This window comes from Umezawaea sp. Da 62-37 (assembly GCF_032460545.1).
Classification (GTDB): domain Bacteria; phylum Actinomycetota; class Actinomycetes; order Mycobacteriales; family Pseudonocardiaceae; genus Umezawaea.
Window position 1 is genome coordinate 1,432,845 of record NZ_CP135965.1, and the last position, 22,111, is coordinate 1,454,955.

General features: G+C 69.8%; 22 protein-coding genes. 10 read left to right on the forward strand and 12 right to left on the reverse strand.

Annotated elements, in window-relative coordinates; all coding sequences use genetic code 11:
- Window positions 1–432: 432 nt before the first annotated feature.
- Together RM788_RS05945 and RM788_RS05950 are read left to right on the forward strand one after the other, a co-directional pair.
- Window positions 433–1,518 (forward strand): glycosyltransferase, encoded by a 1,086-nt coding sequence (locus RM788_RS05945; protein ID WP_315930488.1) that lies wholly within the window; start codon window positions 433–435, stop codon window positions 1,516–1,518.
- 300 nt (window positions 1,519–1,818) lie between these two features.
- Complete coding sequence (locus tag RM788_RS05950) at window positions 1,819–2,262, forward strand: SRPBCC family protein (protein WP_315934986.1); 444 nt, start codon at window positions 1,819–1,821, stop codon at window positions 2,260–2,262.
- A 40-nt stretch (window positions 2,263–2,302) separates the two neighbouring features.
- Here the strand turns inward: RM788_RS05950 and RM788_RS05955 are convergent, their stop codons facing one another.
- From RM788_RS05955 to RM788_RS05965, 3 genes are all read right to left on the reverse strand, one after another.
- The gene (locus RM788_RS05955; protein WP_315930489.1) at window positions 2,303–4,567 is read right to left on the reverse strand and encodes a SpoIIE family protein phosphatase; all 2,265 of its coding nucleotides are present in this window, start codon (window positions 4,565–4,567) and stop codon (window positions 2,303–2,305) included.
- A gap of 127 nt (window positions 4,568–4,694) precedes the next feature.
- Window positions 4,695–4,961 (reverse strand): GlsB/YeaQ/YmgE family stress response membrane protein, encoded by a 267-nt coding sequence (locus RM788_RS05960; protein WP_106188009.1) that lies wholly within the window; start codon window positions 4,959–4,961, stop codon window positions 4,695–4,697.
- 182 nt (window positions 4,962–5,143) lie between these two features.
- Entirely contained in the window at window positions 5,144–5,746 is a 603-nt protein-coding gene (locus tag RM788_RS05965) for an iron-containing redox enzyme family protein (RefSeq protein WP_315930490.1), read from the reverse strand.
- Between RM788_RS05965 and RM788_RS05970 the strand changes: the two genes are divergently transcribed.
- Window positions 5,741–5,992 carry a hypothetical protein gene (locus RM788_RS05970; protein WP_315930491.1) on the forward strand — a complete coding sequence of 84 codons (252 nt, stop codon included), beginning with the start codon at window positions 5,741–5,743 and terminating at the stop codon, window positions 5,990–5,992. The two genes, RM788_RS05965 and RM788_RS05970, sit on opposite strands and share 6 nt — an antisense overlap.
- A 433-nt stretch (window positions 5,993–6,425) precedes the next feature.
- Here the strand turns inward: RM788_RS05970 and RM788_RS05975 are convergent, their stop codons facing one another.
- A complete protein-coding gene (locus tag RM788_RS05975; protein WP_315930492.1) occupies window positions 6,426–6,857 on the reverse strand; it encodes a DUF6292 family protein in 432 nt (143 codons plus the stop codon).
- A gap of 164 nt (window positions 6,858–7,021) precedes the next feature.
- Complete coding sequence (locus RM788_RS05980) at window positions 7,022–7,459, reverse strand: Hsp20/alpha crystallin family protein (RefSeq protein ID WP_315930493.1); 438 nt, start codon at window positions 7,457–7,459, stop codon at window positions 7,022–7,024.
- 101 nt (window positions 7,460–7,560) lie between these two features.
- On the opposite strand from RM788_RS05980, the gene RM788_RS05985 reads away from it, so the two are divergent.
- A complete protein-coding gene (locus tag RM788_RS05985) occupies window positions 7,561–8,127 on the forward strand; it encodes a hypothetical protein (RefSeq protein WP_315930494.1) in 567 nt (188 codons plus the stop codon).
- Window positions 8,128–8,321: 194 nt separating this feature from the next.
- Here the strand turns inward: RM788_RS05985 and RM788_RS05990 are convergent, their stop codons facing one another.
- On the reverse strand, window positions 8,322–8,753 hold the full coding sequence (locus RM788_RS05990; protein ID WP_315930495.1) for an Hsp20/alpha crystallin family protein: 432 nt from the start codon (window positions 8,751–8,753) through the stop codon (window positions 8,322–8,324).
- 244 nt (window positions 8,754–8,997) lie between these two features.
- Here RM788_RS05990 and RM788_RS05995 point away from each other — a divergent pair, with 244 nt between their 5' ends.
- Both RM788_RS05995 and RM788_RS06000 read left to right on the forward strand, forming a co-directional pair.
- Window positions 8,998–11,262 carry a catalase gene (locus RM788_RS05995; RefSeq protein WP_315930496.1) on the forward strand — a complete coding sequence of 755 codons (2,265 nt, stop codon included), beginning with the start codon at window positions 8,998–9,000 and terminating at the stop codon, window positions 11,260–11,262.
- A gap of 1,052 nt (window positions 11,263–12,314) precedes the next feature.
- Window positions 12,315–12,983: a GAF and ANTAR domain-containing protein gene (locus tag RM788_RS06000; RefSeq protein ID WP_315930497.1), complete on the forward strand. Its 669-nt coding sequence runs from the start codon at window positions 12,315–12,317 to the stop codon at window positions 12,981–12,983.
- A gap of 112 nt (window positions 12,984–13,095) precedes the next feature.
- Here RM788_RS06000 and RM788_RS06005 read toward each other — a convergent pair whose 3' ends face one another.
- Together RM788_RS06005 and RM788_RS06010 are read right to left on the reverse strand one after the other, a co-directional pair.
- Window positions 13,096–15,015, reverse strand: a complete 1,920-nt coding sequence (locus RM788_RS06005; protein ID WP_315930498.1) for a DUF6596 domain-containing protein — start codon at window positions 15,013–15,015, stop codon at window positions 13,096–13,098.
- Window positions 15,016–15,019: 4 nt separating this feature from the next.
- On the reverse strand, window positions 15,020–15,343 hold the full coding sequence (locus RM788_RS06010; RefSeq protein ID WP_315930499.1) for a YciI family protein: 324 nt from the start codon (window positions 15,341–15,343) through the stop codon (window positions 15,020–15,022).
- A gap of 137 nt (window positions 15,344–15,480) precedes the next feature.
- On the opposite strand from RM788_RS06010, the gene RM788_RS06015 reads away from it, so the two are divergent.
- A complete protein-coding gene (locus RM788_RS06015) occupies window positions 15,481–16,113 on the forward strand; it encodes a DUF998 domain-containing protein (RefSeq protein ID WP_315930500.1) in 633 nt (210 codons plus the stop codon).
- A 140-nt stretch (window positions 16,114–16,253) separates the two neighbouring features.
- Here RM788_RS06015 and pip read toward each other — a convergent pair whose 3' ends face one another.
- Window positions 16,254–17,231, reverse strand: a complete 978-nt coding sequence (pip, locus tag RM788_RS06020) for a prolyl aminopeptidase (RefSeq protein ID WP_315930501.1) — start codon at window positions 17,229–17,231, stop codon at window positions 16,254–16,256.
- A 60-nt stretch (window positions 17,232–17,291) separates the two neighbouring features.
- Window positions 17,292–18,083, reverse strand: coding sequence for an arsenite methyltransferase (arsM, locus tag RM788_RS06025; RefSeq protein WP_315934987.1), 792 nt, complete (start codon window positions 18,081–18,083; stop codon window positions 17,292–17,294).
- An 82-nt stretch (window positions 18,084–18,165) separates the two neighbouring features.
- Here arsM and RM788_RS06030 point away from each other — a divergent pair, with 82 nt between their 5' ends.
- Both RM788_RS06030 and RM788_RS06035 read left to right on the forward strand, forming a co-directional pair.
- Window positions 18,166–18,534: an ArsR/SmtB family transcription factor gene (locus RM788_RS06030; protein WP_315930502.1), complete on the forward strand. Its 369-nt coding sequence runs from the start codon at window positions 18,166–18,168 to the stop codon at window positions 18,532–18,534.
- Window positions 18,535–18,637: 103 nt separating this feature from the next.
- On the forward strand, window positions 18,638–19,048 hold the full coding sequence (locus RM788_RS06035) for an arsenate reductase ArsC (RefSeq protein ID WP_315930503.1): 411 nt from the start codon (window positions 18,638–18,640) through the stop codon (window positions 19,046–19,048).
- 42 nt (window positions 19,049–19,090) lie between these two features.
- Here RM788_RS06035 and RM788_RS06040 read toward each other — a convergent pair whose 3' ends face one another.
- Window positions 19,091–20,197 (reverse strand): sensor histidine kinase, encoded by a 1,107-nt coding sequence (locus tag RM788_RS06040; protein WP_315930504.1) that lies wholly within the window; start codon window positions 20,195–20,197, stop codon window positions 19,091–19,093.
- A complete protein-coding gene (locus RM788_RS06045) occupies window positions 20,194–20,850 on the reverse strand; it encodes a response regulator transcription factor (protein ID WP_315930505.1) in 657 nt (218 codons plus the stop codon). The genes RM788_RS06040 and RM788_RS06045 overlap by 4 nt, the downstream gene beginning before the upstream one ends.
- An 87-nt stretch (window positions 20,851–20,937) precedes the next feature.
- Here RM788_RS06045 and RM788_RS06050 point away from each other — a divergent pair, with 87 nt between their 5' ends.
- Window positions 20,938–22,110: a serine hydrolase domain-containing protein gene (locus RM788_RS06050; RefSeq protein ID WP_315930506.1), complete on the forward strand. Its 1,173-nt coding sequence runs from the start codon at window positions 20,938–20,940 to the stop codon at window positions 22,108–22,110.
- The last annotated feature ends 1 nt before the right edge of the window (window position 22,111 follow it).

A 22,111-nucleotide genomic window follows, 5' to 3' on the forward strand; every position in this document is an offset into this window, starting at 1 on the left:
CCCTCTTCCCCGCGGCGTCGCACATCACATGGTTACCCGGGCACCGGTACGGGTAGTAGTGGAGTGCGTCAAGAAGTCGGCGCGTGACCCACCCGTCCGCAAGGTGACGACAAGACGACGCGCCCGAATCCCGCGCTGCGACGAACCGGCTGACGGCCGGGGCGTGGGCACATCGCGGCGGCGTCAGTCGCCACTCGCGGGCGATGCGGATCCCCCTGGTCCCCCGGAGCCGGTGTCGCTGGCGCAGAGCGCGTCCCGTCTCCAGATCGTCAGGTGGAGGGCCGCGCGGGTGGGCACCGATCGAGCGGTGGGCATCGGGACGTGTCGAGGCAGTACTCGGCCGACGCCCCCGCCGATGATGCCGAGGAGCGCGAATGAGTTCCCCAACCAGTTCTTCCCCCGTGGTGCGCCGCTTTCCGGAGGGGTGCTGAGATGCGGGTGGCGATGGTGGCGGCGGCGTGGGAAGTCGATGTCGAAGCGCAGCGGTCGCACATGACCGAGTTGTCGGAAGCGCTGTGCGCACGCGGGCACGAGGTCGTCCTGTACCTGCGACAGCATTCGCCCATGCCGCTTCAGCGGCAGCGCGCGAAGCGGGGCTACCAGGTGGTGCGGGTCCCCGCCGGGCCGACCGACAGGCTGTCGGGGGCAGACCTGGTACCGCACCTCGACGAGTTCGCCGCCTTCCTCGACGATCACTGGAGTGGCTGGCGCCCGGATGTGGTCCACCTGCGTTCCTGGCTGTCCGCGCTCGCGGTCGGCGGCGGCCGCGACATCCCGGTCGTGCAGTCCTTCCACGGTCTCGGCATCGTGGAACAGCGCTTCCGCGACACGGAGGCGCGGACACGGCTGGACATCGAGCGCCGGACGGGCGCGGCCGCCGGGAGGGTGGTCGCCGCGAGCGCCGAGGAGGTGTCCGACCTCGTGCGGATGGGCGTGCCGCGGTCCCGCACGTCGTTCGTGCCGTGCGGGATCGACACCGGCCTGTTCACGCCCGACGGTCCGGCCATGCGATCGGGTGGCGGCCCACGGCTGATCGCCACCGGTGACGTGCGACCGCACAGCGGTCTCGATACCGCGATCAGCGCCCTGCAGTCGGTTCCACGGGCTCAACTGGTGATCGCCGGACACGTCCACAGCACCGACCCGCGGGAGGATCCCGAGGTGCGGCGCCTGGTGGAGCACGCGCGTCGGCTCGGAGTCGCCGACCGGGTGAAGTTCACCGGCGGCGTCGACAGGTCGAGGAGGCCCGCTCTGCTGCGGTCGGCCGACGTCGTGCTGTGTCCGTCGTGGTACGAACCACTGGGCGCCACGGCCCTGGAAGCCATGGCGTGCGGGGTGCCGGTCGTGGCCTCCGCCGTAGGAGCTTTCAACGACGCTGTGGTCGACGGCGTGACCGGTGTGCTGGTGCCGCCACGCGACTCCCGCGCGCTCGGATTCGCGTTGCGCGATCTGCTGGCCGACAGCACGCGCCGCCAGATGTGCGCGATCGCGGGCGTCGACCGCGTCCAGGCCCGGTAACACCTGGGACCGCGTCGCGGAGGAGACGGTGAACGCCTACGACCACGCGATCACCGACAGTCGGACACGTGGAGCCGCCGAAGTGGGGAACTAGGCCACCACTCCTGACTTGGGACACCGCCCGCGGGTGTTCCAAGTCGGGACGGTGCGCAGAAAAGCGTCGCGCGTTCGGGGCACGACCTGCCGCACGGGCTCACCGGTCGAGTGAAATCAGGGGCCGACAGCATTCCTGGTCCCGCGCACCACTCATCTGTGTGTGCGCACAGGGTTTCGACGCCCGAAGCTGGGTACTTGGACGAGATGACGACTGTCGAACTCGAGATTCCGGTTCCGCCCGACCAGGTGTTCGCACTGCTGGCCGACGGCTGGTCGTACGCCGGGTGGGTCGTGGGCGCCACGCACATCCGCGATGTGGACGAGGGGTGGCCCGCTGTCGGTACGCGCATCCACCACAGTGTCGGAGCATGGCCGCTGCAGATCGAGGACGAGACGGTGGTGCTTGCGGTGCTGCCCGGTAGCGCGCTTGAGCTGCGCGCGAAGCTGTGGCCGTTCGGCGTCGCCAAGGTGCGGTTCGAGTTGACCTCGGTCGCAGGCGGCGGAACGGGGGTCAGCATGTCCGAGAAGGCGGTGAGCGGGCCGGGCGCGCTGATGCCCGAGGCGGTTCAAGCGCTCTTCCTGCGGCCCCGCAACCGGGAAACCCTGCGGCGGCTGGCGGATGTGGTGCTGCACAGCGGTAACGGGTAGACAGGCAGTCCCGCGGATCCCATGTGGAGGTTCGGGCGCGCTACCGCGGAACCGGCCTCGCGGTCAGCACGAGCGCGGCCTGGTCGTCCTCGCCCACGTGCCCGTCGCTGAACGCGGTCAACGCCGTGATCAGCGCGTCGAGCACGTTCCGCGCGCCGGGGTGGTCGAGCCGCCCCAACGCGGTGTCCAACCCCTCGTCGTCGAACTGGGAGCCGTCCTCGGCACGTGCCTCGGTGATCCCGTCGGTCACCAGGACCAGGCTCTCGCCGGCTTTCAGATCGACGTGGTGAGTGCGGAGACGCGGGTTCGCGACGATGCCGAGGAGCATGCCGGGAACTTCCAGAGCCGTCACGGTGCCGTCGGGGCGCAAGAGCCGCGGTGCGACGTGGCCTGCGCGGATGAAGTCGATGGCCAGGTGCCCGTGCCGGTCGCGCAGGTGCCCGTAGACGAGGGTCACGAATCCGGAGCCGTGGCTGCTCGACCGGTCCAGCAGTGCGGTGTTGACGGCCTGGACGACGGAATGCGGGTCCGGCAGCACGCGGGCGATGGCGCGGGCGGTGTGGCGGACCAGTGCGGTGGTCGTGGCGGCCTTGGCCCCGCGACCGCAGACGTCCCCGATCAGGAACGCCCACTGCCCGTCGGGCAGCGGGAACACGTCGTAGAAGTCGCCGCCGATCTCCAACCCCTCACCCGCCGGGTGGTAGTGGGTGGCCAGTTCGGCGCCGGGCAGTTCGGGGAGATCGGGCAGCAGCAGACCCGCTTGCAGGTCGTGGGCGAGCTGGACCCGTTCGGTGTACTGGCGGGCGTTGCGCGCCGAGAGCGACGCCCGTGAGGCGAGTTCCTCGGCGAGGTGGACGACGTGACCGTCCAGCGCGGGCCCGTCCTCGGTGGTGAACAGGGTCAGGGTGCCGAACACGTGGCCCCGGTCGCTGAGCGGGACGCAGACGTAGCCGGTGATCGCCAGGTCGTCCCACGGGCCCGGTTCGGTGGGTGCGCGGCGGGCGACCTCGGTGGTCGCCGAGGACAGCACCCTGGCCACCGCGTCGGGTTCGGGGGCGTGCGCGGCCAGCAGATCCGCCTGTCCGGCGGTGACCGCCGCGGTGGCGATCCGCCGCACCCCGCCCGCGTCGACGACGTCGATCGCGCACAACGGCACCAGGGTCGGGACGCAGATGTCGGCCAGGCATTGCAGGGCCTGCGCGTGGTCCAGGCACCGGGCCAACGCCGTGCCCGCTGTCAACAGGAAGGCCAGGTCCTCGCGGGCGGCCTTCTCCTTGGCCTCGGCGGCGGCCTGCGCCTGTTCGGTGTGGTGGCGCTCGATGGCCAGGGCGGCCGTGTCGGTGAAGACCCTGGCCAGGGCCAAGTCCGTCTCCCCCGGCTGTCGTGGGAAGCGGTGGTACATGGCGAAGGTGCCCAGCAGACGGCCGTCGCGCGCCAGGATCGGAGTGGACCAGCAGGCCGCCAACGACGCGGCGGCCGCCAGTTCCCGGAAGTCGGCCCAGAACGGGTCGTTCGCGATGTCGCCGACGACCACCGGGCGGCGGCGGTGGGCCGCCGTGCCGCAGGACCCGGTTCCCTCGCCGATGGCGATGCCGTCGATGGCGTTGTTGTAGAAGTCGGGCAGGCTCGGCGCGGCACCGTGTCGCAGGTGCTTGCCGTCCTCGTCCGCCAGCAGCACCGACACCATGGTGCCGGGGGTGAAGTGCTCGATCACCCGCACCATGCCGTCGAGCACCTCCCGCAGCGGCGCCCGGCGGGCGATCTGCTCCAGCAGCGCCCGGTGCTCGGCGATCAACCGCTGCGCGTGCCTGGTCTGCGTGGTCTCCACGGCCAGCACCACCACACCGGTGACGTTGCCGCCGGTGTCGCGCCGCGGTTCGTAGATGAAGTCGAAGTACGCCTCCCGCGCCACATCGGCTTCCCCCAGCACGATCCGCGCGTCGCGCGCGGCGTACGGGCGGCCGGTGCGGTAGACGCCGTCGAGCAACGCGATGACGCCCTGGTCGACCAGTTCGGGCACAAGTTGGCCGATCGGCGTTCCGGTTCGCACGCGGTCACCGCCGCCGATCGCCTCGAAGAAGGCGTTGTTGGCGGTCTCCAGCACGTGCGCGGGACCTTCCAGCGTGGCGAAGGCCGCGCTGGACTCCCCGAAGAGGGACCGGATGTCCGCGTCGTCGACCGGACGCGGGTCACGCGACGGGTCCGTTCCGATGGCCGAATCGTCGTCGTGCCCCATCGTCGTCTCCAGCCGGTCACGCGCAGACCGCTCCGGGCGTTCCCGGAACGTGTTCTGGTCTCCCAGCACCCTTGAGTGGTCTCACCACCTTCGGGCAGCGGCCTTCGGAGATGTCCTCACCTCGACGCCAACGCCGAGGGTCCTTCAACGCGGACAAGGGGAGCCCCGAACGGGACTCCCCTTGACGCCTAGGAGGTCAGGCGTGTGCGCGCCGACCGGTGACCAGTCGGTAGATGCCGAGCAGCACCAGCGAGCCGAGGATGGCGAGCAGCCAGGTGCTCAGGTCGAAGAAGCTGTTGATGTCGCTGTTGAACAGCGCGCGGCCGATGAAGCCGCCGAGGATGGCACCGACGATGCCGATCAGCATCGTGATGATGATGCCACCGGGGTCCTTGCCCGGCATGATCGCCTTGGCGATGGCACCGGCGATGAGGCCGAGGACGATCCAGCCCAAGATACCCACGACGACGACTTCCCTTCCTCAGGCGACAACGACGGTCCGCTGCCGCTCCTGTTCGATCTGGACCAGGTATTCCCGCACGACGCGAGGTGCAAACATGCGTCGCGATCGGATCCTCGAACCCCACGCGCGGTGCCGCGACCGCGCGGTTGTCCACCGGGTACCGGTGATCCGGAACGTCCGGGTCAGGCCGCGGGGACGGAAGCGGAGTCGACCAGTGCCGACGATCCGCCCTTCCACTTCGCCAGCAGGTGGGCGGCCATGACGTTGTCCACGGCCAGTGCGCACGCGGCGCCGAACAGGACGTCGTCGGCGGCCTCGGGGTGGTCCTGGACGTACCCGCCGCACAGGTCGTGCGCGGCGATCTGCTCGTGCACGGCGTCGGCTTCCACGTGCTCGTCGTAGAAGCGGGTGGCGGTCGCGTCATGGCCGAGGCGTCGCAAACCGTTGCCGTACCGGCGGTTCGGCAACGACGAGGTCATCTCGAACGCCGCCAGGTGTCCCAGCAGCGCTGGTGTCCAGCGGCGATGCAGCCCGAACAACGACATGGTGTTGCTCACCGCCAACGTCACGGCAGGCACCCGATCCAGGTAGGCGCCGTAGGAGTCGTCCAGGTCCAAGCTCCGCATCACCGTGCGGAAGAGTTCGGAATGCATCCGCTCGAACCGCCCGCCGCCGTACTCGTCGGCCTGGATCTCGACCAGTGCCGCTTTCGCCCGCCCACCGACGCGGGGAATGGCCCAGCTGTGCGGGTCGGCTTCCTTGAGGTGGTAGATGGAGCGGTGCACGACGAACTCCGCGAACTGCTCCGAAGTGGCTTCGCGCTGGAGGAACTCGCCAGTGCGGGACCGTCGTCGGCCTTGACCAGTGCGGAGAGCGCGGCGGGCACACCGGTCGGGTCGACCGCGGTCTCCGTCGCGGCGGCGGTGAGCTGTCGCAGAGCGGGCAGGAAGCGGGCCTCCAACTCGGAGCGCAGCGCCACCAGGGACGGTTCGGTCTCCCAGTCGTCGTCGACGTCGTCGAAACCGCGGTAGCTCAACTCGTAGCAGATCCACAGACCCACCTGGAGGTCCTCGTCGGACAACACCGCCTCCGGCCGGTCGTCGCGCTGCTCCCCCACCTGGCCGACACCCGGTCGCGGGAGCTGGTGGGGCGGGCGGGACAGTCCGGCCACTAGGGCCGTGCTGATGGGGCCTCGGGGCTCGGGCAGTCGCATGACGGGGCCTTCCTCGGGTGTTCACCACGACGGACGGGCAGGTGGTACCCACGAGTGGAAGGACCTAACGTGCGGGCCGGTGCGGATCGCGGGAAAACCACTCGGCCGTGAACATCCGGCATCCGCGCGGCGAGTCCGTCGTCCACAAGACCCACGTGCGCGGTGCGCCCGGAATCGTGGCTCTCGCTCCGGTACTGGTGCGGCAACTTCGTCAGTACTGAGCGGACTCGGGCGGTCTTCGGCGCGGGGGTTCACACCGAACGGGCGGACACCAGTTCAACTGCCGCGTAGGACCTGAGGCGGCGGGTCGGGTCGCCGACGGTGTCGCCGACCGGTGTGGCCGGTGCGGGGCGGGTGTCGTGCCCGACGCGCAGGAAGTTCGACGTCCACTCCGCGACCTCCCCCGGCGACGGCAGGGGGTCACCGCCCATGTGGGCGAGGACGAGCGGGTCTTCGGCGCTGTCGGTCTCCACGGCCATCGACCAGCCGTGCTCCTCGTTCCACAGCAGCGCGAGGTCGCGGTCGGGGAAGCGCGCCAGCCCGCCGTCAAGGGCGAGGTAAGCCCCGGCGGGTCGTTCCACCTCCACGTACGAGCACTCGCCGGTCAGTCCGAGTGCCCCGGTCACGAGGTTGACGTACCGGCGCAGCCCCGCCGCGACGGTCTCGTCGAAATCGAAGTCCATCAGGCACCACTCCGCTCCGCACGGGCAGACCCGCCCAGCATCCTCGAACTCCTCTTCGGCGCAGGGATTCCTCGCGCCTCCACAGCACCGGGGTGCGGCCGTGCACACCACCGCACCCCGGTCTCCTCTTGTCCGCAGCGCTCACGCGGCCGTGGCGAACCCGATCAGGCGTCGATCCGCCCGACCTCGCGTTCCGCGGCCGTGACGGCGATCCTGCGGGGCTCGGGCTTCTCCAGCACCGGGATGCGCAGGGTCAGCACACCCGCCTCGTACCCGGCCCTGATGTTCTCGGTGTCGAGGGTGTCGCCGAGGAAGAGTTGGCGGGAGAACACGCCCAACGGCCGCTCGGACACCTGCATCTCCACCCCCTCATCCGCACCGGATGGGCGTCGTTCGGCCTTCACCGTCAGCACGTTGCGCTCGACGTCCAGCTCGATCGCGTCCGCCGTCACACCCGGCAGGTCGAACGCCACCACGTACTCGTCCCCTTGGCGGTAGGCGTCCATCGGCATCGCCGTGGGCCTCGACCACGTTCCCGCCCCGGTGAACACCTGCTGCGCCACCCGGTCCAGCTCCCGGAACGGATCCGTGCGCATCAACATCCGGCACCTCCTCGTGAGTTTCGACTTCCCGTCAACGCGCACCGATGTTGTATCATGTCATCAGGACGATGACAAGACTTGCGTCGTCGAAAGGATGACAAATGCCCATCGGTGACTACGAGTCCCTCCGCGACGCCGCCGCCGCACCACAAGACCTCACCGGCCCCCAAGCACTGGCCGCGATCGCACTGCTGCGCGAACTCCGCGCCGAACTCGCCGACTGGGAACCCCGGCTGATCACCGCCGCGCGGGAACTGGGTACCAGTTGGGCCGACCTGGCCCCGGCACTGGGCGTGGCGAGCCGCCAGGCCGCCGAACGCCGTTACCTGAGGCTGCGGGGGTCCGACCAGACCGGCTCGACCGGCGAGCAACGCGTCCAAGCCGAACGCGACCGCCGCGCGGGCGACCGCGCGGTCACCCGATGGGCCCGCGACAACTCCGCGACCCTGCGCAGCCTGGCAGGCCAGATCGGGGAACTCGACACCTCCGTCCACCACGCGTTGGGCGAGGACGACGCGGCCGCGCTGCTCAGCCCGCTGGCCGGGGCTCACGACCACCTCCGCGCCACTCACCCGGACCTCGCCGACCGCATCACCGCGATCGGGGAGAGCACCGACCGCGTCCGCCGCGACACCCAGACCCAAAGGACCGACCGCGACCAGCCCTGACCACGCGAACCACCAGGAATTCGGCCGGTTCGCGGTCGAGTGGCATCCACATCTCGTGGTGGCGCCTCTGACGCGTCGAACCCGCCGACTCCTCACCGCACGGGTGGGGATACCGACTCACGGGGTGGGACGATGCCCCACCCCGTGGCAGTCGGCACGGCCTTCGGCACCAGCGTGGCCGTGGCCGGTTCCGATCAGGCGTCGATCTGCTTGACGTCCCCGTCGATCGCGGTGACGGCGATCTTGCGCGGCTTCGCCCTTTCCAGCACCGGGATGCGCAGGGTCAGCACACCCGCCTCGTACCCGGCCCTGATGTTCTCGGTGTCGAGGGTGTCGCCGAGGAAGAGTTGGCGGGAGAACACGCCCAGCGGCCGCTCGGACACCTGCACCTCGATGTCGTCCGCGGACGCCAACGGCCGCCTTTCGGCCTTCACCGTCAGCACGTTGCGCTCGACGTCCAGCTCGATCGCGTCCGCCGCCACACCCGGCGGGTCGAACACCACCACGTACTCGTCCCCGGACCGGTATGCGTCCATCGGCATGGCCGTGGGCCGCGACCACGTCCCGGTGAGCACCTGCTGCGCCACCCGGTCCAGCTCCCGGAACGGATCCGTGCGCATCAACATCCGGCACCTCCTCGATGTTCTCGTTCTCGTCAACGCGCGACACAGTTCTATCATGTCATCACAACGATGACAAACACTCGGTCATCAGATGGATGACATGTGCCGATCATCTCGACTGACAGCACCCGTCGATCGTCTTCCGCTCCACTCCCCCAGGTCCGTCGCACGATCGGGGCATCTGTGCGTGAGTCGGGAAAACGTGGGTACTTGTCCGTGGCGTTTCCACCACAACGAGGAGGACGAAGTGGCCCCCAGCAAGCCGGGCAAGCTCGTCAAAGCCGCCCTGGACAAGGCCGTGGACAAGGTCGCCGAGCTGGTGAACCCTCCTGTCCCCGGCGCTCCGAACAGCGAACCGCCCGCCCTCGACGAACCGACCGAACCGCGTGGCCCGTTGAAGCCCAAGGCCGACCAGACCGGGCCGGAGACGGTCACGCCCACGGGCGCGCCCACCGGGGCGCCGAAGCTGTCCAACGGTCAGCAGGGCGACTACCTGACCACGTCGGGCGGAGCCCGAATCCGCGACACCGACCACTCGCTGAAGGCGGGCGAACGAGGCCCGACGCTGCTGCAGGACCACCACCTGCGCGAGAAGATCACGCACTTCGACCACGAGCGGATCCCGGAACGGGTGGTCCACGCCCGCGGCTACGGCGCGCACGGCGTGTTCGTCGGCTACGGCACGGCCGAACCGATCTGCAGGTCGGCCTTCCTGGGCGACGGCGTCGAGACGCCCGTCTTCGTGCGGTTCTCCACGGTCGTCGGCTCGCGCGGATCGGCGGACACCGTGCGCGACACCCGCGGTTTCTCGACGAAGTTCTACACCTCCGAAGGCAACTTCGACCTGGTGGGCAACAACATCCCGGTCTTCTTCATCCAGGACGGCATCAAGTTCCCGGACATCATCCACGCGGCCAAGCCGCACCCGGACCGGGAGATCCCGCAGGCGCAGAGCGCGCACGACACGTTCTGGGACTTCGTGTCCCTGCACACCGAGGCCACGCACCACGTGATGTGGCAGATGTCCGACCGCGCCATCCCCCGGTCCTACCGGACCATGGAGGGCTTCGGCGTCCACACGTTCCGCCTCGTCAACGCCGAGGGCGGCACCGCGCTGGCGAAGTTCCACTGGAAGCCGAAGCTGGGCGTGCACTCCCTGGTGTGGGAGGAAGCGCAGATGATCAGCGGCATCGACCCGGACTTCCACCGCCGCGACCTCGCCGACGCCATCGAGTCCGGCGCGTACCCGCAGTGGGAACTCGGCCTCCAGGTCTTCCCCGACACCCCCGAGCAGACGTTCGAAGGCATCGACCTGCTCGACCCGACGAAGATCGTGCCCGAGGAACTCGCGCCGGTGCAGCCCGTGGGAATGCTGACCCTCAACCGCAACACGATGAACTACTTCGCCGAGACCGAACAGGTCGCCTTCCACCTGGGCAACCTGGTACCCGGCATCGACGTCACCGACGACCCGCTGCTGCAGGCGCGGTTGTTCTCCTACCTGGACACCCAGCTGACCAGGCTCGCCGGGCCGAACTTCAACCAGATCCCCGTCAACCGCCCGCACGCGCCGGTCAACGACATGCTCCGCGACGGTTTCCACCAGCACGCCGTGCACGGGGGTGTTGCCCCCTGCAAGCCGAACACCCTCGACGGCGGCAACCCGTTCGAGGCTGGCGTCGAGGACCGGCCGTTCCTCGAGGTGGCGCAGCCGCTGCCGGAGTCGGCGAAGGTCCGGCAGTCCCCCGCCTCGTTCGCCGACCACTACACGCAGCCCAGGCTGTTCTGGCTGAGCCTCTCGCCGGTCGAGAAGGAGCACGTCGTGCGGGCGTTCACCTTCGAGTTGGGCAAGTGCTACGAGCAGGCGATCAAGGAACGCCAACTCGCGGTGCTGGCCAACGTGGATCCCGTGCTGTGCCAAGAGGTGGCCACAGGGCTCGGCCTGCCCGCGCCGAAGGCGGCCGAGCGGCTCAAGAAGGCCACCCCCAGCCCAGCTCTGTCCCAGATCGGCCAGACCTGGCCGACCGACGGGCGCATCATCGGGATCGTGGTCGACCCCGCCGACCTCGACGGCGTGCGCACGGTTCGGGAATCGATCCTCGCCGCGGGCATGGTGCCCTTGCTGATCGCGCCGACCGGCGGCCCGTTGGACGCCGACAGCGGCCTGGTCGCCCAACGCACGTTCCTCACGGCGCGGTCGATCGAGTTCGACGCCCTGCTGCTCGCGGGCAGCCCGCCGCCCGGCGCCGACGCCCTGCCCGCCAGGGACGACAAGGCAGGGGCGCCGGGAACGACCGTTGACCCGCGGGTGATCCTCATGATCCAGGAGTGCTTCCGCCACGCGAAGGCCATCGGCGCGTGGAACAACGGACGCGCCGCACTCGAGGCCGCCGGATGCGCCGCGGGGCCGGGGATCGTGATCGACGACCAGCCGTCGGAAGTGCTCACGAAGATGACGGCACTGCTCGGCGCCCACCGGGTCTGGGAACGCTTCCCCGCGTCGATCTCCTAACAAGCCGGCCAAAAACGACCCTCGCGTCGACGACAAGTCCGCTATGGGGGTCGGACAGCGCTCGGGGCGACGGTCATCCGCCGCCCCGAGCGCATGTCGATCTTGGCTCTGCGGTCGAAGGCCATTGGCAGCAGGAGGAGGACGCCCCGAACGATCGGGGTCTCGGTCGTGTTCGGAGTGCCGATCAACTCCGCTTTGCCCAGACCGAAAGAACAACGAGGGGCCCCGGCGCGATAGCGCCGGGGCCCCAAGGGTTGTCGGATTCCACTTCCACCTAGCCGACCGTGGGATCGGCTTCCTCTGTCCGCGCGACCCGCACTAGAAGCGGGAGCAACGGGGATCGCATGTGCGTAACCGAAGACCACCTTCCAATCCGATGGAACCGCGGTACCCGTCCGGCTGAGATCAACCGAAACCGGGCGATCCGATGGTGTGCAACCCTTCCCTTCTCCTCTGATTGCCGACATTCCTCACGAGGTGATCGACACCGGGACGCACTGCACACACCCGGACAACATCGCCGACCATCCTGGCCACCTGCCTGGAACCCCTTCAACCGATCGGCTCCGGCACACCTGACCGTCCTGCACCAGCAACTCATACCTGCTCTTGCAACTCGGCCGTCGGCGCACTTCCGATCACCTGCCGACAACCCCTGGTCCACTGCCGAGGAGCCCCTTCACCGTCTGGCCCCAGCACGTCCGACCGTCTTGCACTTGACCTCACGGGCAGTTCGTCATCTCCCGTGCCACTGACTTTCTCTCTCTCAACGAGGAGAACACTACACACAGCTGCGCCTGAATGTCTACTCCCGCCATCACAGGTTTACTCGTTCGAGTAATGGAAGGCTTCTCACCTGCGGCGATGAGGTCGTACAACTCACCAACACCTCATGCCGAACACCGTCAAGCCGCACCTGCCGACGAGGTCATCCGCAGACCGCGGACCGGTTCGGCGCGCGACGGTGGCCCCGACCATCGACTTCCGCCAGACTTGATCGAATGAGCGACATTCATCACCGCGGCGTCAGCGACTCCGTAGCCTTGCCCGGAGTGGCAGAAGCGTTGAGCCGGGTGGCGCGGTCGTTGGAGTCCGAGCCCGACCAGCAGCGCACCCTGGCCGCGATCGTCACCGGGGTGATCGCCATGGTGGCCGGGGCGCAGTGCGCGGGCATCACCCTGGTCGACAAGGGCGTGCCGAGCACGGTGGCACCGTCGAATCCATTGGTGACCCAGGTCAACGCCTTGCAGTACAAGACGAAGCAGGGTCCGTGCGTGGACGCGGCCGCCCGGCAGGGGACGTTCCGCACCGGCGACTTGGCGCTGGAAACCCAGCGGTGGCCGCGATTCGTCCCCGCCGTGACCGGGTTGGGGGTGCGGTCGATGCTGGCGTGGGGACTGTTCACCGTCGGCACCACCTACGGTTCGCTCAACGTCTACTCCACCGAACCCGACGCCTTCGACCAAGAGGCCGCGCTGGTGGGTGAACTGTTCGCCTCCCATGCCGCGGTGGCGTTGGCCGGCGTCCGCAGGCAGACCGAACTGCACGCCGCGCTGGGCACCCGCGACCTGATCGCCACCGCCAAGGGAATCCTGATCGCACGGCACCGCTGCGACCCGGAGAAGGCTTTCCGGATGCTGGCCGAGGCCTCGCAGAACACCAACATGAAACTGGTCGACGTGGCCGCCTGGCTGGTCAAAGACGCCGCTGGGCCGAACTGAGCCCGAACCTCCCACGTGTTTTGCGTTGATGCCAGGCCGATCGGTGTCCAGCGGGGTTCGCTCCCTGTTCTGCCGTCTGGGGTTGCCCCGTTTCAACGGAGCGCGATCGAAGTCACCTGAGTTGCCGGAGGGTGAAGCCCGTCGTCGTCTTGAACAGGTGCTCGGCTCGTTCGTAGGACAGCCTGCCGCGCCCTGTGTGCGGACACAGGTCGGCAGCCGCGGGCATCCGGCCGGGGCCGGGGCGGCGGTCGGCCAGGAACACCGGGCCGCCGGGCCGGTCGCCCAGCAGCAACGGCAGCAGCCGGGCCGTTTCGGCGCGCCAGTTCACCCACGTGCCGGCCGTCTGGGCGCGGCGGTCGTCGAGGTCCAGGTCTTCAACGTCCAGGGACAGCACCGTTGTCACCGCCGCACCCGACTCGTGCAGGAGTCGCCACAACGTCCGTTCGCGCAGCGGCAGGTCCGGGCGGCTCCACAGCGCGGCCAAGCGCGGGGCGTCGAGCGATTGGGTACGGGGTCGGGTCTCGGCTCGGCGTCGCAGCCCTGCCGCCAGGTCGTCGAGGTCAGTCCATGAGCCGAACGACCGGACGGTCGAGCGGTGGCGGTTCCACGTCTTCGCGGCCGCGTCGCCCCAGGCCGTGGTGAAGGCGCGGGTCACCTGGTCCGCGGTCAGTTCGGCCAGCGGGGTCCGCTCGCCCACGATCCGGCACAGCCGCCGCAGGGTCTGCCAGTAGGAGCGGACTGTGGCGGTGTCCAGGTCGTCGCGGCCGAGGAAGTCCCGCACGGCGTCCCCCGCGGTCGGCCCGGTGGCTTCGGCGACCGGCACCTCGTCGGCGCGGCGCAGCAGGAACGCGCGCTCGGGTTCGTTGCAGGCCAGCGCCGCGGCCCGGTGGAACTCCGAGTGCGCTTCGGCGTGGCGGCCCAGGGTGCGCAGGAGGTCGCCCCGGACGCCCGGCAGCAGGTGGTAGTCGCGCAGCGCGGGGTCGTCGGCCACCGCGTCGACGAGGTCCAGGCCGGTCTGCGGCCCGTGCGCCTTGCCGACCGCCACCGCGCGGTTGAGGCGCACGACCGGTGTGGGCAGCACGCGTTCCAACGCCTCGTAGAGGGCGGCGATCCGAGCCCAGTCCGTGTCCTGCGCGGTCCGCGCCTGCGCGTGGCACACGGCGATCGCCGCCTGGAGCATGTAGCGGCCGGGCGGGCCGCCGACCTCCCGCGCCCGCAGCATCGCGGTGAAGCCGCGGCGGATGAGCAGCTGGTCCCACCGGCCGCGGTTCTGCTCGTGCAACTGGACGGGCTCCCCCGCCGGGTCGGTGCGCGCGGCGGAGCGGGACTGCTGGATCTCCATCAGCGCGACCAGCCCGTGCACCTCGGACTCCCGCGGCGCCAACTCGGCCAGCAACCTGCCCAGCCGCAACGCCTCCAGGCACAGACCCGGTCGCATGAGGTCGTCCCCGGAGGTCGCCGAGTACCCCTCGTTGAAGATCAGGTAGATGACGCCGAGCACCGACGACAGCCGTTCGGCCAGTTCCGGGCCCTCCGGCAGCTCGAACGGCACGTCCTCCTCGGCCAGCGTCCGCTTCGCCCCGGCGATCCGGCCGGTGATCGTCGGCTCGGTCGCCAGGAACGCCCGCGCGATCTCCGCCGTCGTCAGCCCGCCGATCAGGCGCAGCGTCAGCGCCGCGCGGGCCGCTGTGGGCAGCACCGGGTGGCAGGAGATGAACATCAGCCGCAGCACGTCGTCCTGCCGCGCCTCCGGGTCCGGTTCCGGCTCGCGGGCGATCAGCTCGTGCTTGCGCTCCAGGCGTTCCGACCGGCGCAGGTGGTCGACGGCGCGGCGCTTGGCGATGGCCGTCAGCCACGCGCCGGGGTTGTCCGGGACGCCCGCCGCCGGCCACTGCTCCAGCGCGGCGACGAGGGCGTCCTGGGCCAACTCCTCCGCGAGGCCGACGTCGCGGACCATCCGCGTGAGGCCGGCGACGATCCTCGCCGACTCCAGCTTCCAGACCGCGTCGACCGTGCGGTGGACGTCCGTCATCCGGTCACGGCCCGAAGACCTGCTGGATCACGCTGACGCCGTCGCCGACGATCCGGCGGAACCGGCGGCCCATCTCGATCGCCTCCTCCTTGGTGCGGACCTCGATCAGCGCGAACCCGGCCACGGACTCCTTGGACTCGGTGAACGGCCCGTCCGTCACGGTGACCTCGTCGCCGATCGACGTCATCCGGACACCACCCGGCTCGAGGCCGCCGGTGGCCAGCAGGACGCCGGAGGCGGTCATCTCGTCGATGAACGCGGCCATCTCGGCGAACAGCCTCTCGTCGGGCTGGGAGTCGTTCGCCATGGACATCATCAGGAAGCGCATCGGAGTTCTCCTTCATCGGTCGCTGTCGGGCTACGACTGGACGTCGAACGGCCGATGTGACGGGGAATGGTCGCATTCCCTGTCACATCGCGCCAGCGACGTGGGGGTGACAACCACACCGGACGAAGGACACCGACATGACCACCACGTTTACCCCCACCACCTCCACCCGTTCCCTGCTCACCTGCGGCGCCGTCGCCGCGCCCCTGTGGTCGGCGGTCTCGCTGGCCCAGGTCGCCACCCGCGAGGGCTTCGACCTGGCCCGCCACCCGTTGAGCATGCTGAGCACCGGAGCGCTCGGATGGGTGCAGATCACCAACTTCGTCGTCGCGGGCGTCCTGCTGGTGGCCGGGGCGGTCGGTCTGAGCCGGGCGCTGCCGAGCAGGTGGGCACCGCGCCTGGTCGGTGTCAGCGGCGTGGGCATGATCGCCGCGGGTTTCCTGGTGATGGATCCGGGCGACGGCTTCCCCGCCGGCACGTCCGCCGGGATGTCCTCCTCGCTCACCTGGCACGCCTACGGCCACTTCGCCGCGGGCACGATCACGTTCGCCGCGCTGATCGCCGCCTGCTACGTCCTCGGCCTCCACTTCAGCCGGACCGGCAACCACCGCGACGCCCTCGCCTCCCGTGTCGCGGGCACCGCGCTGCTGCTCGGCGACACCTGGGCGATGACCGGCGGCGCGGCGGGCTCGTTGACGCTCGCGATCGGCGCCATCACCGCGATGCTGTGGGTCTCCACCGTCGCCGCCCGGTGTCGCCGCTCGTACTGACCTCGTTGCGGGGCAAGGGGAAGCGACCGTTGGACGGGATCGGCCGGGCACGTCTCAGGTCACCTTGATGACGACCTTGCCCGAGGCGTGACCGCCCTCGACGGTGGCGAGGGCGGCCGGGGCGTGCGCGAGTCGATCCGTCACTCGCCCTGGTCACGGGCGAAGCGGTCGGTGGCGGCCACGATCGCCGCGGTCATGCCACCGCCGCTGTGGCCGGTGTCGTCGAGGACCACGAGTTCGCTTCCTGGCCAGGCGCGGTGCAGCGCCCAGGCCGTGCCGAGCGGGCCGCTGACGTCGTAACGTCCGTGGATCAACACGGCGGGGATCCCGTGGAGCCGTTCGACGTCGCGCAGCAGCTGCCCGTCTTCCAGGAAGCAGCCGTGGGACCAGTAGTGGGTCACGAGGCGGGCGAAGGTCAGCTGGAATGCCGGGTCGGCGACCGACAGGGACGGCGTAGCGTCGGGGGCCAGCGACATGTGCGTGTCCTCCCACTCGCACCAGCTGTGTGCGGCCGTGGCCCGGACCTCGGGGTCGGGGTCGTGGAGCAGTCGGCTGTAGGCGGCAGACAGGTCGCCGTCGCGGTCGGCGGAGGGGACGCCGTCGCGGAACCGTTCCCACTCGCGCGGGAAGACCCGGCCCATGTCACGGGTGATCCAGTCGGTCTCGCTCCGGTCGCCGTTGGTCACGGCCGAGAGCACCATCCCGGTCACCCGCTCCGGATGGGCCTGCGCGTAGGCGAGGGCGAGCGTGACGCCCCACGACCCGCCCCACACCAGCCAGCGCTCGACCCCCAGGTGGATCCGCAGCGCCTCGATGTCTGCGATGAGGTGTTGGGTGGTGTTGGCCGACAGGTCGACGACCGGATCGGTCGCCGACGGGGTGCTGCGCCCGGAGTTGCGCTGGTCGAACAGGACCACGCGGTAGCGGTCCGGGTCGAACAGGCCCCGCGTTCTCGGCGAACTGCCTGATCCGGGACCGCCGTGCAGCGCGACGGCGGGCTTGCCGTCGGGGTTGCCCGACACCTCCCAGTACAGCGAATGACCGTCGCCGACCTCCAGCATGCCCGACTCGTGCGGCTCACTCGATGGATAACGCCTGGCCTCGGATGTACTCGTCATCCAGGCATGATCGCGCACCGGCGGCCGGAACGGGGGAGGTACGTGGACACCCGTTCGTCGTCACGGACCGACTGCCGCCGTGCTCGCGGAAGGGCTGTCGGCGGGGGCGGTGGCGCGGATGATCGCGGAGTGCATGTCCTCGGCGACGGCGTGGGTGGAGGTGATCTCGACGTCGGTGAACCCCGCGGCGGTCAACTGGTCTCGGTATTCGGCGAAGGACAGGGCACCGGCGATGCAGCCGACGTAGGAGCCGCGTTCGGCGCGCTGGTCGGGGGTGAGGTGATCGGCGGCAACGACGTCGGAGATGCCGATGCGGCCGCCGGGGACCAGCACTCGGGCCATTTCGGCGAACACGGCGGGTTTGTCGACCGAGAGGTTGACGACGCAGTTGGAGATCACCACGTCGATGGTGTTCGCGGGCAACGGGATGGCCTCGATGGTGCCCTTGAGGAACTCGACGTTGGTGGCACCGGCTTTGCGGGCGTTGGCCAGGGCGAGGGCGAGCATCTCCTCGGTCATGTCGACCCCGTAGGCCTTGCCCGTGGGGCCGACGCGGCGGGCGGAGAGCAGTACGTCGATCCCGCCACCGGACCCGAGGTCGAGCACCCGTTCACCCTCGCTCAGGTCGGCGACCGCGGTGGGGTTGCCGCAGCCCAAGGATGCCGCGACGGCCTCGGCGGGCAGGGCGTCGCGGTCGGCGCCGGTGTACAGGCCGGACCCGAAGTTCGCGTCCACCTCCACCGGGTCCGGGCCGCAGCAGTCCGACGTCGCTCCGCCGGTCGTGACGGCGATGGCTGTGGCGGCGTAGCGCTGCCGGACCGTCTCGCGCAGGTCGGTCGCCTGGTCCCCCATCATGTGCCCCTCTCGTTCAGGTTGGATCGATGTTCTTCGATCTAAGCTTGCGCACTGGATCGACGCTTGTCAATATAGAAGTATGTCGAAACAAGAGCCGGTCACGGTGCTCGGCGAGACCGCCGGATGCTGTCCGGGGTTGCTGACCGCGCCGTTGGGCGTCGAGCAGGCCGCGGAGTTGGCGCCGGTGTTCAAGGCGTTGGGCGATCCCGTGCGACTGCGGCTGCTGTCGATGATCGCCTCCCGCGCCGGCGGCGAGGTGTGCGTGTGCGAGCTGACGCCGGAGTTCGACCTGTCCCAGCCGACCATCTCCCACCACCTCAAGCTGTTGCGCCAAGCGGGTTTGATCGATTGCGAGCGGCGCGGCACGTGGGTCTACTACCGGCTCCTGCCCGAGGCCACCGATCGACTCGCCGCACTGCTGACCCGCCCGACCGAGGCGGCACGATGACCACCTCCTCCTCCACGTCAGCGCCCCACCCGGCTACCCGTCCTCGCTGAACACGCCGCCCGACAGCGACCGGACATCACCGCAGAGAACCAAGGAGCCCTCCGTGTTCGACCTGCCCGAGGTGTTGTTCGTGTGCGTCCACAACGCGGGCCGCTCCCAGATGGCCGCGGCCCTGCTGCACCACCACGCCCAAGGCCGCGTCCTGGTCCGCTCGGCAGGCTCCTCCCCCGCCGACACGATCAACCCGGCGGTGGTCGAGGTGATGGCCGAACTCGGACTCGACCTGTCCCAGGAGTTCCCCAAGCCGCTCACGACCGAAGCCGTCCAAGCCGCCGACGTGGTCATCACGATGGGCTGCGGCGACGCCTGCCAGGTGTTCCCCGGCAAGCGCTACCTCGACTGGCGACTCGACGACCCCGCGGGACAGGACCCCGAGCACGTCCGCCCGATCCGCGACGAGATCGCCCGACGCGTCACCGCCCTGCTCACCGAACTCGAACCCGCCGAAGCCTGATCATCAGGAGACCGGTTCGGCCCACCGCTCCCCCGGAGTGGTTCACTCGAGGTGTCCGGCGGACGGGAGGTGGACGGCGACGTCCAGGCCACCAGCCGGCCGGGCGGTGATGGTGAGGGTGCCTTGGTGTGCGGTGACCACCGCGTCCACGATGGACAGACCGAGGCCGGTGCCGCGGTTGGTGTGGAGACGTGCGCCGTCGCCGCGGACGAACGGTTCGCGTAGCCGGTCGACGGTCTCCGGTGGGATCGGTGGGCCGCTGTTCCCGATGCGGAGAAACGCCTGCCCGTCCGCGCTTCCGGTGGTGACCTCGATGTGGCCGCCGGGGCGGTTGTGGCGGACGGCGTTGTCGACCAGGTTGTGGCACATGCGTTCCAGCAGGACCGGTTCGCCGCTGACGGGTGCGGGTCGTAGGTCGGTCTGCACGGTGGGGTTCACGCCGTCGAGGCTGTTGGTCATGATCTCGGCGAGGTCGACGTGGTGGCGGAGGCGGATGCCCGCCTGGCTGTGGGCCAGTGCCAGGAGGCCGTCGAGGGTGCGTTGGTTTTGCCGGACGGCGGTGCGGACGTCGCCGGTCATGGCGAGCAGTTCGTCGGCATCGGGGTGGCTGTCGAGGGTGACGTCGATGGCGGTGCGCATGGTGGTGAGCGGGGTGCGCAGTTCGTGGGCGGCGTTGGCGGTGAAGGCGCGTTGGCTCGCGAGCACCTGGTCGCGTTCGGTGATGCCCTGCTGGATGCGGTCCAGCATCCCGTTGACGGTGGCCGCCAGGGTGGCGAGTTCGTCGGCGGGTGTGGTGAGCGGCATCCTTTCGGAGAGGTTCTCCGCGGAGAGGCGTTGCGCGGTGGCGGAGATGACGCGGATGGGTCGCAGCACCCGTCCGGCCACTGCCCATCCGAGTACCGCGGCGAGCGCTGTCACCACGACGAGTGCGATCGTGGCCTGGGTGACGAAGTCGGTGAGGGTGACGGCTTTGACGGATTGCGGTGGCAGTGGCATCGCGTCCGGGTCCGGCGGCGGGCTCAGGGTGATGACGGATATCCGGTGGCCGCCGGTCCTGCGCATCAGCAGGTAGGTGAGCGCGGTCAGGAGGATGCCGGCGGCGAGGACCAGTGCGGCGTAGAGGATCGCGAGCCTGGCGCGGGCGGTCATGTGGCGGTCCGGTAACCGGCGCGTGGCACGGTTTCGATGAGCGGTGGGTCGCCGAGTTTGCGTCGCAGGGTGCCGATGGTGATGCGGACGGCGTTGGTGAACGGGTCGGTGTGTTCGTCCCACACCTTGTCCAGCAACGTTTCCGCGCTCACCACCGTGCCGCCTGCGGCGAGCAGTCGTTCGAGTACGCCGAATTCCTTGGGCGTGAGGTGGAGGAGCCTGCCCGCGCGTTCCGCGGTGCGTCGGGCGGGGTCGAGCACCACGTCGCCGGTGCGCAGGACCGGTGGTGTCGCGGGTGTGCTGCGGCGGGACAGCGCGCGCACTCGGGCGACGAGTTCGGAGAAGGCGAACGGTTTGCCGAGGTAGTCGTCGGCGCCCAGGGTGAGTCCATCGACGCGGTCCTGGACCGTGCCGGAGGCGGTGAGCATCAGGACGCGCGCCGTGCCGTGTCCGGCGAGTTCGCGGCATACCGCGTCGCCGTGCACCACGGGCAGGTCCCGGTCCAGGACGACGACGTCGTAGGGGGTGATGACGCATTTGTCCAGGGCGGCGCGCCCGTCGTGGGCTACGTCGACGACGAACCCGTTCTTGCGCAGGCCTGCCGCGATGTACTTGGCCAGTGGTTGTTCGTCTTCGACCAGCAGGACCCTCACCCGGTCAGTGTCCTGGGCGCCGCATATGGATCACGTATGGGCCGGGCATCGGTCCTCGATCCGCCCCGGTCGGTAGACCTCCCGGTCATGACCACGACACGACGATCCGTACTGGGCATGATCGGCACCTCCGGTGCGGTGCTCACCATCGGCGGGGCTTCGGGCGCTGTCTCCGCTTCCACTCCGGCATCCGTTGACGTGCGCGCGTTCGACCGGTTCGTCGGGGAACAGGCGGCCGCGGACGCCTTCTCCGGCAATGTGCTGCTGGTCCATCGAGGACGCACGGTGCTGGCCAGGTCCTGCGCTCGGGCCAACGACGCCGCTCCCAACGGTCCGGACACCCTGTTCGCCATGGCTTCGGTGACGAAGCTCTTCACCTCGGTCGCCATCGCCCAACTCGTGCAGGCGGGCAGGATCGCCTACACCGGAACGCTGGGCAGTTGCCTGAGCGGGTTTCCCGCCGAGATGGCCGACGCGGTGAGGATCCACCACCTGCTCACCCACACGTCCAGCCTCGGTGACACCTTCATGATGCCGGGGTACGAGCAGGAGGCGCTCACCTGGACCGGGGTCGACCAGGTGATGAACGGGACCACGGACTACATCCGGCGTTCCTCGCTGGAGTTCGCGCCGGGTAGCGGGTTCCGGTACAGCAACGCCGGCTACCACGTGCTGGGCGCGATCGTGGCGCAGGTGTCCGGGATGTCCTACTACGACTACGTTCGCGAGCACGTGCTCCGTCCGGCCGGGATGACCGCCACGGACTTCTACACCAGGGAGCAGTGGCACACCGACCCACGCATCGCCCGCCCCTACGCGAGGCGACCCTCCGGCGAGCGCGTCGACACCATCGATCAACGACTCTACGTCGGCACTCCCTCGGGCGACGCGTTCACGACCTGCGCCGACATGGCGCGTTTCGCCCGTGCGCTGCGGGGTTCGACGCTGCTCGACCGCGCCTTCACGGGGATCACGTTGAGCGGCAAGGTCCCGCTCCCGCCGCAACCGGGTCCGCCGGGCAGGGTTCCGCCCGTCGGTTTCCAGTGCTACGGCCCGATGACGCTGCTGATCGGCGGCCAGTGGGTGACCGGGCACAGCGGCGGCGCTCCCGGCACGGCGACGGACTTCCAGATGTACCCCGACAGCGACTGGGTGACGGTGATCCTGAGCAACTACGACTACGACGGCGGACCCCCGCCGGTGGTGATGAAGGCCCGCGACACCATCACCGCGGCCGGGATGCCGGGCCACTCCGGTTGAC